The sequence below is a fragment of the Bacillus sp. R86525 genome (genome assembly GCF_042466195.1).
GTDB classification, from domain to species: domain Bacteria; phylum Bacillota; class Bacilli; order Bacillales; family Bacillaceae_G; genus Bacillus_A; species Bacillus_A nitratireducens.
Genome location: NZ_JAXHPX010000007.1, coordinates 1,765,049 through 1,780,283 on the forward strand (window position 1 = coordinate 1,765,049; position 15,235 = coordinate 1,780,283).

The window sequence follows — 15,235 nt, forward strand, 5'->3', positions numbered from 1 at the left end:
TTGAAGAGAATTATAGTTTTATTTAGCGAAGACGTGGTTACCGATTACCGCTACTGTTTGACGTGTCGTAATCCATTTGTTTGTTGAAGTTTTTGGATTGTAAAAATAAAGCCAATCAGAATGTATTCCATTTGTAGAGATAGCCTCTTCTACTGCCATTTTTGCTTCTGCGCTTGCAGGCTGATTAATTCTACCATCGGTAACAGGAGTAAATGCATATCCGCGTTTAATAGGTTCATAAATAACACCTGTTATTGTATTTGGAAATCCTTTTGCATTTACTCGATTTAGGATAACTTTTGCTACAGCTACTTTTCCTTTATATGATTCGCCACCTGCCTCCGCGGTAACTAAGCGTGCCATTAAGTCTTTTTCTTTTTCGGAAATACTGGAATTAATTTTCAAATGTTGTCCTGTATAAAGCTTGTTACCGACTGTGTTGTTAATTTGTTTTATAGATTGAACGGTTACGTCGTAGCGCTTTGCTATCGTTTCTAATGAATCTCCCGGTTGTACTTGGTAAATAATTTGTCCAGAAGTGTTCGTAGTTTTTTCGTTTTGATGAACTGTAACCTCATTTGATTTCATAGATTCTGGAATATGTAACTGTTCTCCAATAAAAGCTTGATCGTTTCCTTTATTATTCGCTTGTTTAATGGCCTGTATGGAAACGCCATATTGCTTACTGATGCCCCAAAGTGTATCATTCTTTTTTACTGTATGTATGGTGGAAGCTTCAGCTGTACTTTGATTACATACGAATGTAAGTGCTACTGCAGATAAAGGAATTATATGTTTTATTTTTAATAATTTCATTGTAAATCCTCCTAATAAAAAATTAAGTTTTAGCTGTTGAATAATGTAGTTCAGAGTATATAAGGTACGTATTTATATTTTAATATAAGTATATTAGCACGTATGGAATAAATAATCATCATAAGTTTTTTATTTATATCATGTAGGACCCAAATATGAAATATTGCATATGAAAGCCCGTTGAAGTTTATGTTGTTGATTACTATAATTTATCTAGTGAAAAGGGATATTAAATTTTTTTAATGCATTGAGATGAGAATATGTGGATGTTTTTAAATTTTACTTATATGCAATATTCCATATTTATGAAATGTTATTTATTAAGTAGCTTATTCTATATTCAATAAGTGTGATATAAAATAGAAAGAGAGAGGAATAAAAATGAGCAATAAGAAGTTTATTTTGAAATTATTTATATGTAGTACTATACTTAGCACATTTGTATTTGCTTTCAATGATAAGCAAGCAGTTGCTGCTAGCGCTGGTAATGGGCTTGAAAACTGGTCAAAATGGATGCAACCTATACCCGATAACGTACCGTTAGCACGAATTTCAATTCCAGGAACACATGATAGTGGAACGTTCAAGTTGCAAAATCCGATAAAGCAAGTATGGGGAATGACGCAAGAATATAATGTTCGTTACCAAATGGATCACGGAGCTAGAATTTTTGATATTAGAGGGCGTTTAACAGATGATAATACGATAGTTCTTCATCATGGGCCATTATATCTTTATGTAACATTGCATGAATTTATAAATGAAGCGAAACAATTTTTAAAAGATAATCCAAGTGAAACGATTATTATGTCTTTAAAAAAAGAGTATGAGGATATGAAAGGGGCAGAAGATTCATTTAGTAGTACGTTTGAAAAAAATTATTTTCTTGATCCTATCTTTTTAAAAACAGAAGGGAATATAAGACTTGGAGATGCTCGAGGGAAAATTGTGCTACTAAAAAGATACAGTGGTAGTAATGAATCTGGAGGATATAATAATTTTTATTGGTCAGATAATGACACGTTTACGACAACTGTAAATCAAAATGTAAATGTAACAGTACAAGATAAATATAAAGTGAGTTATGATGAGAAAGTAACATCTATTAAAGATACTATAAATGAAACGATTAACAACAGTGAAGATTGTAATCATCTATATATTAATTTTACAAGCTTGTCTTCTGGTGGTACAGCATGGAATAGTCCATATTATTATGCGTCCTACATAAATCCTGAAATTGCAAGCTATATAAAGCAAAAGAATCCTACGAGAGTGGGCTGGGTAATTCAAGATTATATAAATGAAAAATGGTCCCCAATACTTTATCAAGAAGTTATAAGAGCGAATAAGTCACTTGTAAAAGAGTAAAGATTGTCATAGTAAGAAGCGATGAAATACGTCGCTTCTTTTTTGTTTTCTAAAAATTAACATCAAATATAGTTTTACATATCGTACGTTCATGATAGAAAAAAATCGAAACTTAAGCTATAATTACTACATATAAAATTTGTACCTATAAATTTTATATGTAGTAATGAATTTGATTTATTGTAATGAAACGGAGGTATATATTATGAAGTTTCCACATGATTTTTTATTCGGGGCTGCTTCAGCTTCTTATCAAGTAGAAGGTGCATGGAATGAGGATGGAAAAGGTGTTACGAATTGGGATGAGTTTTCAAAAATTCCTGGCAAAACATACGATGGAACAAATGGTGATGTAGCGGTTGATCATTATCATCGATATAAGGAAGATGTTCGTTTAATGGCTGAGATGGGATTGGAATCGTATCGTTTTTCGATTTCTTGGGCGAGAATATTGCCGACTGGAGATGGAGAGGTAAATGAAAAAGGAATTGAATTTTATAACAATTTAATTGATGAATGTTTAAAGTACGGGATTGTACCGTTTGCCACTTTATATCATTGGGATCTACCATTACCGTTAGAAAAAGATGGTGGGTGGACGAATAAACGAACAGCAGAGGCTTTTGTAAAGTATGCAGAAATTTGCTTTAAGGCATTTGGTGATAGAGTGAAACATTGGATTACTTTCAATGAAACAGTAATGTTTTGTGGATTAGGCTATTTAAAAGGTGCACATCCACCAGGAATACAAAATGATGTTCCAAAGTATTTTCAAGCGACTCATTATGTATTTTATGCGCATGCGAAAACAGTTGCGGTGTACAAGCAGCTGAAACAGTATGGGGAGATAGGGATTACACATGTTTTCTTACCTGCTTATAGTGTGGATGATCAAAAAGAAAATATACTAGCAGCAAATCATGCGAATGAATATGAAACGCATTGGTACTACGATCCAGTTTTAAAAGGTGAGTATCCGTCTTATGTTGTACAGCAATTAAAGGAAAAAGGATGGACTCCTAATTGGACGGGTGAAGAATTAGAAATCATTAAACAAAATGCCGGGAAAAATGATTTTATTGGCTTGAATTATTATCAACCGATACGAGTGGAAAGATACGATATGGATCTAAAGAATGAAGAACATTCTCGAGAAAACTCAACACTTGCTCCAGGTAATCCTTCTTTTGATGGTTTTTATCGAACAGTTAAAATGGATGATAAAACATATACAAAATGGGGATGGGAAATATCTCCCGAAGGTTTCTTAGATGGATTGCATATGTTGAAAGCACGTTACGGCGACATAAAGATGTATGTAACGGAAAATGGACTTGGTGATGAAGATCCAATCATTGACGGAGAAATTGTAGATGTTCCGAGAATTAAATTTATTGAAGAGCATTTAAAAGTAATGAAGCGTGCAATTCAAGAGGGAATTAATTTAAAAGGTTATTATGCATGGTCAGTTATTGATTTGTTAAGTTGGTTAAATGGATATAAAAAGCAATATGGCTTTATTTTTGTCGATCATAATGATAACTTAAAACGTAAGAAGAAACTTTCGTTTCATTGGTATAAACATGTGATCGAAACGAGAGGAGAAGAGTTATAACAGATAAAAGAGTATTTTAGGAGAAAGTGTATGAGTGCAAAGTATAAACAAATTGCAGATGTGTTAGAGCAAAACATTCGAGATGGGCTTTTTAATGAAACGAAAAAATTACCTACAGAAGAAGCGTTGATGAATCGATTTGAAGTAAGCCGTAATACGATACGTAAAGTAATTAGTCAACTTGTGAATAGAGGTTATATTTTTCAAGTGCAAGGTAGTGGGATGTTTTTACGTGAAACTTCTGTAACAGATTACATTAATTTAGGAAGTTTACGTGGATTAACGAAAAATCTCGTTTCACAAAATATTGAAACGAAAGTGCTAGAGATTGAAGTAATAGAGGCAAATGAAGAGATAGTAGAACGGATGCAATGTGAGATTGGAACTAGACTATATTTTTTGAAGCGTTTAAGAATTGTAGATGGTAAACCATTCTCTATTGAAGTAAGTTATTTCAAAAAAGATATCATCCCATATTTGAATGAAGAAATAGCATTAAGTTCTGTATACAGTTATTTCATTGAGGATTTACGATTAAATATTGGCTTTGCCGATAAAGTTATTAGTTGTGAAAAAATAAATAAAGAAAATGCAAAGCTTTTAGAACTAAATGAAGGTGATCCAGCGCTTCTTATTGAAAATACAGTTTATCTTGTAAATGGAACAATTTTCGAGCTATCTCAATCAATGTTTCATTATGAAAAGACTAAACTTTTAAATCGAATTAATTTTAATTGAAAATGAATATGAGTAGCCTTGTAAAAAAGCAACTGGTCCTAAGTGAGCAGTTGCTTTTTATTTTTAAAGTGGATGAGCAAAAAAATACAAAAGTGGTTGGTCCGTTTTTTACAAACTTCTATTATGATAAGAGAAGAAAGGTAGTATTTTATTCATGCTTTAAAATAGACTGGCCTTAGAGAGGTGGAAGACAATGAGTTTTGCGATTTCACTAGTTGTTATTATTGTAGTTGTATCACTATTTGGGACCGTACTAGTCGCACGAAATGTAGAAGAGAATTACGGTAAGTCTACAAAGAGGAATGTAAAAAACTTATCTGCTATCTATATCATTCTTCTTTTAGGGCTTCTTGTGGGAGTTACTTGGTATGCGGTCGTTATTTTATAGAGTGTGTATATGATGAAGGAGTTAATGCATTGATGAAAAATGAGCGCCATGTTTTAGTTGTTTTCCCGCATCCAGATGATGAGTCGTATTGTGTGGCTGGCACAATTTTGGCTTATACGGAGCAGAAAGTCCCTCTTACCTATGTTTGCTTAACACTTGGTGAAATGGGGAGAGCGATGGGGAATCCACCTTTTGCAACTCGTGAATCTTTATATACTATTAGGGAGAAAGAGTTAAAGCGAGCTACAAATATTTTAGGGATTGAAGATTTACGTATGATGGGATATCGTGATAAAACTCTTGAATTTGAAGAGCCTGGAAAATTAAGAAGCGTGATTCAAAACTGTATTGAAGAATTGAATCCTTCTGTAGTTATTTCTTTCTATCCTGGGTATGCAGTTCATCCGGATCACGATGCAACAGGGGAAGCGGTAGTAGAGGCCTTAGCTAATATTTCGGAAAGTAAACGACCAGCCTTTTATGCTGTAGCTTTTTCGAAAAATCATGAAGACGAAATAGGACCTCCAGATTTTAAAAATGAAGTGAAAAAATATGTTCCGAAAAAATTGGAGGCATTACGAGCACATGCATCACAATTTGCAACTAAAGTGAATGAGCTGGAAAGAGAGTATGAAGACGGTATTTCAAGCACAGTTGAGTGGTTAGAAAGAGAACCGTTTTGGATATATTCATTCAAAGATAAAAATATGTGATGCTACATCTGAAGGTGATGAATATGTATTTTGAATATAAGAATCGAAAGGTTTTTTACAATATAGAAGGATCGGGGCCTGTCATATTGTTTTTACATGGTCTTGGAGGGAATTCGAATAATTGGTTATACCAAAGAAAACACTTCAAGGAAAGATGGACAGTAATCTCACTCGATTTACCTGGACATGGGAAATCCGAAGGGATTGAAATTACTTTTAAAGAATATTCAAATGTTTTATATGAGTTATGTAATCATTTAAAGCTAAAATCAGTAATAATCTGCGGTCTTTCAAAAGGGGCTAGAGTCGGTATCGATTTTTCCATTCAATATCCAAGTTTCGTTTCTAGCTTAATTGTTGTAAATGCATTTCCCTATTTAGAACCGGCAGATCGTAAAGAACGACTTGAAGTATATGATTTACTTAGCTTGCATGATAAAGGGAAAACTTGGGCGGATACGTTATTGAGAGCGATGGGAGTAGAAGATAATGATGTAATTGTCCGAGGATTTCATCAATCCCTACAAACTATACATCCGATGCATATTCAAAGGCTATTTACTGAATTAGTTGATTACGATCAAAGACCATACCTCTCTAATATTGCATGCCCTGTATTAATAATACGAGGAGAGAATGATTATTTTGTTCCGGAAAAGTATGTGAGAGAATTTGAAAAATAGTGGGCATTTGCCTTATTTAGAACAGCCTACTAATTTTAATGTGACGGTTGAGGTATTTTTAAACCATGTGCTTGATTAATACCATTTTTACAGTGAATACTGTTGTTAATGAATTCAGGACACTAGCTTGGAGAGGGGGGGAACTAAATGGAATGGAAACCGAATCGTGCAGATAAGATACCAGTATATAAACAAATTGCTGATTACATTGAAAGAGGCATTTCTACCGGTGAATTCCCTTCTGATAGAAAATTACCTTCTGAGCGCATGTTAGCACAGAAGTTACAGGTGAACCGGAGTACGGTAGTAGCTGCTTATGAGGAATTAAAATCCCTTGGGGTAGTAGAACGACAAAAAGGAAGCGGCACCCGGGTGAATACAGACATATGGGGTGTGTCACATAAACGAATACCGAACTGGGGGAGGTATGTTGAGGATGGATCGTTCTTACCTAATGTACCACTTGTTCAACAAATTCGAACGGAAACACAAAAAGATGATTTAATCAATTTAGCGAGTGGTGAATTGTCACCAGAATTAATTCCGAGTGATAGATTTCGAACGATTTTGTCGGAGAAAACATTTATGGAAAATCTCGGTTATGACCATCCACTTGGAAATGAAATGTTGCGAAAAACAATTGCGGCACATGTTGAGCAATATAAACAAATAGAAGCAGATTCAAGCTCTATTCTGATTACATCTGGAGCTCAGCAGGCACTTAATCTTATCGTTCAATGTTTGTTAAAGCCTGGCGATGCGATTGCAATTGAGGATCCTTCATATTGTTATTCACTTCCGATGTTTAAATCAGCAGGTTTAAAAATATTCCGTTTACCAGTTGATCAGCATGGTATGAATCCAGATGACTTAATCAATTTGCACAAAAAGCATCGCATTCGTATGGTGTTTTTAAATCCGGATTATCAAAATCCAACTGGAACGGTACTTTCATTGGTAAGACGTAAAAAGGTTTTAGAACTATCTTCTGAATTTGGTATACCGATTGTAGAAGATGATCCGTATAGTTTGACTTCTTTTAATGGAGAAGTGAATCCAACATTGAAATCGATGGATCAAAATGGAAATGTTCTTTATGTAAGCTCATTATCAAAAATTGTTGCATCAGGATTACGGATTGGTTGGGTAATTGGCCCCACGCGCGTAATTGAGCGATTGGCAGATGCAAAGCAGCAAGTTGATTTCGGTCATAGTGTATTTACACAGTGGGTAGCGAACCAATTTTTAGAATCTGAGGATTTTCATACGCATATTACGATGCTCCGTGGACAACTGAAGCAAAGAAGAGATGAGCTAATTAGAAAGCTCGAAGAAATATTAGGGGATCAGGTTGAATTTTTTGTTCCTGAGGGCGGAATCCATTTATGGTGCAAAGTGCAAGGAACGTTTGATGAATATCATTTACTAGGTGAATCTATACAAAATGGTGTAGCATTTGTCCCAGGAAGCGTCCTAGGTTCGAAAAGTGAATATATCCGATTTACTTTTGGCAGAGCGAATGTAGAACAAATTCAGCTTGGAATTACAAGATTTGCAGAGACATTAAACGAGATTCAATAATAAATTGTGGGAATTTGGTATTGAAATGGGGAGTAGCAATTGAAGTTTTTGACGCTTTTACTTCAAGTAGGAGTGCTATATATGTTTAGTTTGGTTGGTGTATGGATTCAGGAAGTATTTCATCTATCTATGCCAGGAAGTTTAATAGGGATGTTAATATTGTTCCTACTCCTTTCTACTCGTATTTTGCCATTAAAGTGGTTTGAGGTAGGTGCAGAAAAGTTAATAGTATTTTTACCGTTATTTCTAATTCCTTCGACAACAGGATTAATGGAATATGGATCTTTTCTTTTAAGTAAGAGGAGTATTATATTCCTTTTAGTAGTTGCAAGTACGGTAGTAACATTGATTGTTTCAGGGTATGTAAGTCAATTATTAGTAACATCAAAAAAATAAAATCGACAAGGTGCACGATTCAAATGGTCTTAATTATTATTACTGTAGTAATTTATTTATTGGCGACAAAGTTATATAAAAAATTTACGTTTCCATTTACGTTACCGGTATTAACAGTTACAGCAATTATGATTTGTTTATTTTTGATATTTGGTATTTCTCATCATGAGTATAAGGAAAATGGGGGAGACATTCTTTCAGGCTTTTTGAGTCCTGCAATTGTAGCGTTAGCCATACCTCTATTTAAAGAGCGAAAGATACTTATGAAAAACTTTTTAGCGATACTAATCGGCGTAGTGATAGGTATAGTGGCTTTAACGAGTATGAATGTAGTGATTGGTGGAATTTTAAATATAGATAAGGAACTTATATTAACAACTTTACCACAATTAGCGACAATGCCTATTGCCATTTCATTAGCGGATCAAATTGGTGGCATTCCATCTATGACTTCTAGTTTTGTAGTTGTTGCAGGAATAACAGGTGCTATTATCGGACCGACAGTACTAAAGTTTTTCCATATAACAAGTACGATTGGAAAAGGAGTTGGAATGGGCTGTGCATCACATATTATCGGTGTGAGTCGTCTAGTGAGGGAAGGCGAGAAAGAAGCGACTATCGGTTCGGTAACGATGATTGTAACAGGAATACTCATTAGTATATTAATACCGTATGGAACGAAATTTATATTTTAAAAATTGTAATAAGAAGTATAATACTACTTATTTTAAAATGTATGGAGATGATAAAAGTGACAACATGGTTTATAGTTACATTATTTATTTTTGGTGCTCTTAAAGTACTAGTTTCTAGTATGCCTACTTCTGTTGTAGAATCAATTATTAGTAGATTTGAGTTACATCAAAAACTAGATGAGGAAAATACGACTATATCGCTAGATGGAATGAATATAGAGGGCGAGATGAAACTTCAAATTATAAACGACTTTAATGAGGCTTTATTTTTAGATAAACATTATTTTCCGCCGCACGGAGAAGGGAAGCCGATCATCATTGAAACGAAGAAAGGGAAAAGAACAATTACATTATCGATATATAGTTATGAAGAACATGTTGATGTAGTAAAGCAATATAAGAAGAAAGTCGTTGCCTATCGTTTACGCTCTAAAAGTCTTCAAACTCTTGTACCATTAGCGATAACTGAAGATTATGCTTAAGGAGAGACCGTTGTAAAAACGGTCTCTTTATTATAGGTAGGATGTATATAATTATTCATATCGTAGTCCATTGGAAAGTTCTTCAATAGCTTTCCAATCATCAACAATAATTTGTTTGTTATTTTTATGAATTATATCGTTAGCTATTAGTTTTTCAATGACTCGATTAAGATGACGGGTAGTAGTTCCGATTAATGAGGCGATTTCATGATGATCTTTAGTATGAATTTCTCGCCCAAATAAATTAGAAGGATTTCGGGCTGTACATAAATAACTAGCAAAGCGTGTCTCCACAGAAGCCAGTAAATTGATACGTGAAGCTGTTGTGCAAGTTTGAAGTTTATAAGTGACATGATGAATTAGCTCTTGAAGAAAGACTACATCGTGTAATAAGTAACTTGTTACATAATTTTTATCGATAAAAAGAAAATCAGACTGTTGTTCGGAAGTTACATGAGATTGTATGTCTACGGATTGAATTAATTCAATATCCCCCATGATAGAAACTGCAGAACAAAATCGTAGTAATAATGCTTTACCTGTAATTACACTTGAAGTTATTTTTGTACGTCCCGACATTTGAATGTAAAGGCCGTCGATAGCTGCACCTTCTTGTAATATAGTTTCTTTTGCTGCATATCTGCGAATCTCAAATGGATGATTGAATTGTTGGAATAGCTTCTTTATGTACTCATTATTTAAGTAGCTTAATAATAAGGTATTATCTGCAATCTTTTGCATAATGTTTCTCCTTTTGGGACATCTGTCCTGTCTATTATAAAATAATTCATATACATTAAAAAGAAAGGAGTGATGTATATGAAATTTATTTTTGATATTGATGGTACTATTTGTTTTAAAGGAAACGCAGTAACGAAAGAGATTATTCAAGCGCTAGACGTTTGTCATAGTATAGGACATGAGATTATATTTGCATCTGCTAGACCAATTAGAGATTTATTACCTGTTCTACCAACTCATATGCATCATTATTCAATGATTGGTGGAAATGGTGCTTTTATCGCAAAGGATAGAGAAATTGTTGAAGTTATACGTTTTGACATTGAAACAGTAAGTGCTATGCGTTCAATCATAGAAAAGTATAGCCTTTCCTATTTGGTAGATAGTCAATGGAACTATGCTTATACAGGCAGTGAGAGTCACCCTATATACAAAAACATAGACCCTAATCAATTGGCTATTAATATGAATATTGATGAAATTGGTGAAGTAGTAAAAGTGGTTTTATTTCCTGATAATATAAAAAAAGAATTAATCATAAATGCATTGGAAGAACTTCCTATAAGAATATATGAGCACGATAAAGAGGGGATTATTGATATAAGTCCGCCACATATTGATAAATGGGAAGGTTTAAAACGATTAGGTATAAAAGAAGGAGAATTCGTAGTGTTTGGTAATGATTCGAACGACTTATCAATGTTTATACATGCTAAGGAAAGTATTTGTGTTGGGAGTCATGAAGTATTAATAAATCATGCGTCCGTATGTTTAAAGATTGACGAGCAAAGTATTGTTGATAAAATTATTGAGTTAGCAGAGTCATATGCATAAAAATGTGTATGTGAAACATAATAAAAGCGGGTACTAAAAGGATTGTTAGCCTTTTAGTACCCGCTTTTATTAATAATTGACTGATAGACTTTCCATATGAAAAATAAAAACAACATATATCCAAACAAAGAATAACTATGCTGCCAATCCGCACTATGTACAAATAAGCCTAGCCTCTCAGCAACTTGCTCAAAAATGCTAGCACAAACGCCTATTGAAATAATAAATAGAGTTCTAGAAATGGTAGATAATTTCTTTGAAATTTGAATAAAAGAGGCTGTTAAAATCGGTAGTACGAGTAACGTGAAAGCTATGTTAACTGAAAATGTGGATGAGAAGGGTCTAACCGGAAAAGAATATATTTGTTTATTAACAAAGAAAGCATCTAAACAAGTTCCAATAATAGCAGAGAAAAAAACTGTAATTATTAAAGCTAGAAATTCATTCTTCCTCTCGGAGGAGGACATTTTTCTTTGCGAGAATGGCAAGTTCAATTTTTTCGAGTGTTTTGCAGTAGTCTTCTGAAATTTGTCCACTTATATTTTCCTCCTTATCAACTAAGTAATTTACAACTTGCCAATCAGTAAACCAATCTTTACTTTCATCTTCTTCATGTTTCATATCGCGCCATGCATAGATGAGTGCAGGGCTGTATATACGATATGCGCCACTACGCAACTGGCATTTTTTTATTCGGCGTTTATAAAACTCACGGGAAAAAGATTCATTTACACTTGAAAATAAATGAGGCCAGTAATCTTTCCTTGAGCCTGTGTGTGGATGATGCTCGGCCCAACTTATTATTTGAGATAAAATATGTGTATCCCGAAATAATAGTGAATACAACCTTTTTCCAATTAAGATTCGTTCATGCAAGGACGTAAAATGTTGCATTGTATCACCAAATAGTAATACTTTTTGTTTCTTATCATTTTCGTAGAATGGGAAAAGGATATGATTAAACTGAAAGAAATCAAAGAGTTTAAATCCAATACTATTTAGTACAGTCTTTTTAAAGTGTACATTTTGAATAACTCTTTTTTCTAAGTAGTTTTGTTCATTAATAATAGTTGCAATCGCTAACGTTTTTTTGTTACCTGTTTTCCAAAAATCGTTCCACATCGTTTCCATAAATGTAGAAACATTTAGGTGAGGGAGAAGGTGAAATAGCCTTTGCGATCTTTTTACACTTTGTTCATATAGTAAAAATTGAGGATATACATCTTGGAAAATAAGCCAATTTCCCCTTTCTAAAAAAGAAAAAAATGTGATTTGATCTTTCTCTGATAAAATTCTCGTATATAAATCTCCCTTTAAATCGGTCATATTCCAACCACCGTTACGTGATACCATATGCCCAAGTAGCGCCCAATGTATTTCTGGATATTGAATGTAAAATTGGTAGTATGCACGTGTTCTTGTTACATTATTTTTATTTAGTTGTTTTGTTTGTGCTTTTATGTTGTCGATGATGAGTTGCTCTTCTTTCGTTAATTTATACATGGTTCCAGAATGAATGAGTTTGCATTTTTGTTTTAACTCATTTTTTACATCAAATAGGGAGAGGGGAAGTGCTTTGGAAGCTTCATTATATGTATTATTTGAGTTGCTTTGGTACATTCCATTACCTCCCTTTTCATGAATTTAAACATGATATTGGTTATGAATCATTCTATTTATTTTATTACGAGTATATGAAATAAATGAGCGGTGTTTTTTTATAAGTAATATAGTTATCGTGCAAACGGCATGGAAAAAATCTTACTGTCAAGAGGTGGAATGAAAAACAGAAACTATGTTTAATAGTTTCTGTTTTTTTATTTTGTCAATTTAATGTAACAAACGACGATTATGATTTGAATCAATTGAAAATAATTCAATAGCTTTGGTAAGTACAATTTTTATTGAAATGTATGGTAGGAGGAAAAAGAATGCTTAATAAAATAATTTTAATTACTGGTGGCACAGGTTCGTGGGGACATGAACTTATAAAACAACTATTAGAAAAATCGCCGAAAGAAATTAGGGTTTTTTCAAGGAATGAAACGGTTCAGTTTGAAATGCAGCAACAGTTTATAAATGACGATAGATTAAAATTTATTATTGGAGATATTCGTGATAAAGACCAACTAGTCTATGCGTGCCAAGGTGTACATTATGTATTCCATCTTGCAGCTTTAAAACATGTTCCAGTATGTGAGTATTATCCTTATGAAGCTATAAAAACAAATATACATGGTACGCAAAATGTAATTGAAGCATCAATCCAGGAGCAAGTTGAGAAAGTTATATATGTTTCAACTGATAAAGCGGCCGACCCATCAAATACGTATGGGATGACAAAAGCAATTGGTGAAAAGTTAATGGTTCATGCGAATGTGCAAACGAAGAAAACAAAATTCATTTGTGTTCGTGGTGGAAATGTTTTAGGGACGAGTGGAAGTGTGGTACCGCTCTTTAAAAAGCAAATTAAAAAGTCTTCACAGGTAGGGATTACTGATGAGAATATGACTAGATTTTTCTTAACAATTGAAGATGCTGTTGGATTGTTATTTAAAGCAGCATCTGAAGGAAGAGGAGGGGAAATCTTTGTTATGAAAATGCCGGCATGTAAAATAACGGATTTAGCAAAAGTATTAATTGAAGATTCGAAAAAAGAAAACGTGAAGATAAAAGAGGTAGGGATAAGACCTGGTGAAAAATTAAGTGAAATGCTTTTATCTGAGGTAGAGAGTAAAACAAGTATTAGTTTTGATCAAAATTATTTTGTAGTACTACCAACTATTCCTATAGAAGGACTTCAAGAATATTATGCTAGTTATCCGCTTGTGGATGTGAAGAGTTTTAGTTCTCAACAAGACCTACTTGCAAAACATGAGGTGAAACAAATGTTAGAAAAAGGAGGATTCTTACTATGAAAAAAAATGCGAGCCTTTTAATAACTGGTGCAAATGGCTTTACTGGGCGCCATGCTTGCCAATATTTTTTAGAGCAGGGCTTTCATGTAATTCCTATGTTTCAAAATCGTTCACATGGAGAAAAATGCAGGAATGGAATTACTTGTAATTTAACTAATAAGGGCGAAGTAATGAAGGTAATTAAACAAATAAAGCCAGACTATGTATTGCATTTAGCAGGAAGAAATTCGGTCATAGAGTCTTGGACAGCTGCTCTTGAATACATGGAGATTAATGTGATAGGGACGTTATATTTATTAGAAGCAATTAAGCAAGAAGCACCCCATTGTAGAACATTAGTTATAGGATCTGCATTGCAAGCAGATAGTACGAAAAACATAAAATTTTCAAATCCATATAGTTTAAGTAAAACTATGCAAGTAATCGTCGCAGAGGCTTGGGGTGGGTTAATGGATTCAAATATTATCATTGCAAAGCCCTCGAACTTAATTGGTCCAGGAGTATCAAATGGTATTTGTTCTATTCTCGCAAAAAAAATGATAGATATAGAATCGGGTAAAAGTGAACCAATTATTGAAGTAAACAGTTTGAAAGATAGTAGGGATTTTCTAGATGTACGTGATGTAGTTAAAGCGTATCATGTGTTATTACGTGATGGTATAAATGGAAAAGAATATAATATTGGATCAGGAGTAAAACGATCTTTATTAGATGTACTAGAACAATATAAAGGATTAACACAGCTGAACTTTACTATAAAAGAAACAGATAATTTTGAGAGTGACTCAAATAAAAGTTTAGTGTTAGAGGATATAAAAAAGTTAGGTTGGGTCCCAAAAATCCAATTTCATCAATCATTGAAAGATGTATTTGAGTATGCGAAGCACAGTGACATTTGCATTCAATGAAAAATAAAAAAGGGTGTAAGAAGTATATGAATGGTTATGAAGCAATAGATAATCAAAGTACGCTATTTCTTTCGATTGTTGATACGCTGGATTGGAAAGATGAAGAAGCGCATGTATTGCACCTCTGTGAGGTAATAAATCAATATCGAGCGTATGTGGAAGAGAAAAAGGTTGATCGAATAAAGCCAGCACTAGAGATTAGAACTAGGCATGTGATTCAAGTTTTTGCTCAGTATGAGTGTAGTGAGTATGGAAATGATTTTTATGAACTCATCAAAGATCTTTTAGAAGATATAGGACTTGAGTTAAAGATTAATATAAAGCGAGATTTTTAATGATAAAGGTGGATATAAGTT

Annotated in this window: 17 protein-coding genes and 1 pseudogene; 14 read left to right on the forward strand and 4 right to left on the reverse strand. The window is 33.4% G+C overall.

All coding sequences use genetic code 11. The features are described 5' to 3' along the window. Window positions 1-18 precede the first annotated feature (18 nt). Window positions 19-816, reverse strand: coding sequence for a cell wall hydrolase (locus SJY24_RS11720; protein WP_377864722.1), 798 nt, complete (start codon window positions 814-816; stop codon window positions 19-21). A gap of 381 nt (window positions 817-1,197) precedes the next feature. Here SJY24_RS11720 and SJY24_RS11725 point away from each other — a divergent pair, with 381 nt between their 5' ends. From SJY24_RS11725 to SJY24_RS11770, 10 genes and pseudogenes are all read left to right on the forward strand, one after another. Further along, window positions 1,198-2,187, forward strand: a complete 990-nt coding sequence (locus SJY24_RS11725) for a phosphatidylinositol-specific phospholipase C (RefSeq protein ID WP_377864723.1) — start codon at window positions 1,198-1,200, stop codon at window positions 2,185-2,187. A 205-nt stretch (window positions 2,188-2,392) separates the two neighbouring features. Next, window positions 2,393-3,802: a glycoside hydrolase family 1 protein gene (locus SJY24_RS11730; protein WP_377864724.1), complete on the forward strand. Its 1,410-nt coding sequence runs from the start codon at window positions 2,393-2,395 to the stop codon at window positions 3,800-3,802. Between the two features lie 30 nt (window positions 3,803-3,832). Continuing rightward, complete coding sequence (locus SJY24_RS11735) at window positions 3,833-4,540, forward strand: GntR family transcriptional regulator (RefSeq protein WP_002033710.1); 708 nt, start codon at window positions 3,833-3,835, stop codon at window positions 4,538-4,540. Between the two features lie 193 nt (window positions 4,541-4,733). Next, window positions 4,734-4,928, forward strand: coding sequence for a hypothetical protein (locus tag SJY24_RS11740; RefSeq protein ID WP_002014626.1), 195 nt, complete (start codon window positions 4,734-4,736; stop codon window positions 4,926-4,928). 32 nt (window positions 4,929-4,960) lie between these two features. Beyond that, window positions 4,961-5,641 (forward strand): bacillithiol biosynthesis deacetylase BshB2, encoded by a 681-nt coding sequence (gene bshB2, locus SJY24_RS11745; RefSeq protein WP_377867238.1) that lies wholly within the window; start codon window positions 4,961-4,963, stop codon window positions 5,639-5,641. Further along, window positions 5,641-6,403, forward strand: a pseudogene (locus SJY24_RS11750) (alpha/beta fold hydrolase). Before bshB2 ends, SJY24_RS11750 begins: the two are co-directional and overlap by 1 nt. Window positions 6,404-6,471: 68 nt before the next feature. Next, window positions 6,472-7,905, forward strand: coding sequence for a MocR-like pyridoxine biosynthesis transcription factor PdxR (gene pdxR, locus SJY24_RS11755; protein ID WP_377864725.1), 1,434 nt, complete (start codon window positions 6,472-6,474; stop codon window positions 7,903-7,905). 39 nt (window positions 7,906-7,944) lie between these two features. After that, a complete protein-coding gene (locus SJY24_RS11760; RefSeq protein ID WP_377864726.1) occupies window positions 7,945-8,301 on the forward strand; it encodes a CidA/LrgA family holin-like protein in 357 nt (118 codons plus the stop codon). A gap of 23 nt (window positions 8,302-8,324) precedes the next feature. Next, window positions 8,325-8,996: an LrgB family protein gene (locus tag SJY24_RS11765; protein ID WP_377864727.1), complete on the forward strand. Its 672-nt coding sequence runs from the start codon at window positions 8,325-8,327 to the stop codon at window positions 8,994-8,996. A gap of 56 nt (window positions 8,997-9,052) precedes the next feature. Beyond that, window positions 9,053-9,478 (forward strand): YfmQ family protein, encoded by a 426-nt coding sequence (locus SJY24_RS11770; protein WP_377864728.1) that lies wholly within the window; start codon window positions 9,053-9,055, stop codon window positions 9,476-9,478. Between the two features lie 51 nt (window positions 9,479-9,529). Here the strand turns inward: SJY24_RS11770 and SJY24_RS11775 are convergent, their stop codons facing one another. Continuing rightward, window positions 9,530-10,219: a Crp/Fnr family transcriptional regulator gene (locus SJY24_RS11775; RefSeq protein WP_377864729.1), complete on the reverse strand. Its 690-nt coding sequence runs from the start codon at window positions 10,217-10,219 to the stop codon at window positions 9,530-9,532. Window positions 10,220-10,297: 78 nt separating this feature from the next. Here SJY24_RS11775 and SJY24_RS11780 point away from each other — a divergent pair, with 78 nt between their 5' ends. After that, window positions 10,298-11,053: an HAD-IIB family hydrolase gene (locus SJY24_RS11780; RefSeq protein ID WP_377867239.1), complete on the forward strand. Its 756-nt coding sequence runs from the start codon at window positions 10,298-10,300 to the stop codon at window positions 11,051-11,053. Window positions 11,054-11,106: 53 nt separating this feature from the next. On the opposite strand, the gene SJY24_RS11785 is transcribed toward SJY24_RS11780, so the two are convergent. Together SJY24_RS11785 and SJY24_RS11790 are read right to left on the reverse strand one after the other, a co-directional pair. Then, a complete protein-coding gene (locus SJY24_RS11785) occupies window positions 11,107-11,520 on the reverse strand; it encodes a CBO0543 family protein (RefSeq protein WP_377867240.1) in 414 nt (137 codons plus the stop codon). Further along, on the reverse strand, window positions 11,495-12,673 hold the full coding sequence (locus tag SJY24_RS11790; protein ID WP_377864730.1) for a DUF2515 domain-containing protein: 1,179 nt from the start codon (window positions 12,671-12,673) through the stop codon (window positions 11,495-11,497). The genes SJY24_RS11785 and SJY24_RS11790 overlap by 26 nt, the downstream gene beginning before the upstream one ends. Before the next feature lie 311 nt (window positions 12,674-12,984). Between SJY24_RS11790 and SJY24_RS11795 the strand changes: the two genes are divergently transcribed. The 3 genes from SJY24_RS11795 to SJY24_RS11805 are packed head-to-tail and all read left to right on the forward strand — an operon-like array spanning window position 12,985 to window position 15,214. Continuing rightward, complete coding sequence (locus SJY24_RS11795; protein ID WP_098764941.1) at window positions 12,985-13,971, forward strand: UDP-N-acetylglucosamine 4,6-dehydratase family protein; 987 nt, start codon at window positions 12,985-12,987, stop codon at window positions 13,969-13,971. Then, entirely contained in the window at window positions 13,968-14,879 is a 912-nt protein-coding gene (locus tag SJY24_RS11800; RefSeq protein ID WP_377864731.1) for an SDR family oxidoreductase, read from the forward strand. Before SJY24_RS11795 ends, SJY24_RS11800 begins: the two co-directional genes overlap by 4 nt. Further along, window positions 14,876-15,214, forward strand: coding sequence for a DUF6572 domain-containing protein (locus tag SJY24_RS11805; protein ID WP_377864732.1), 339 nt, complete (start codon window positions 14,876-14,878; stop codon window positions 15,212-15,214). The genes SJY24_RS11800 and SJY24_RS11805 overlap by 4 nt, the downstream gene beginning before the upstream one ends. The last annotated feature ends 21 nt before the right edge of the window (window positions 15,215-15,235 follow it).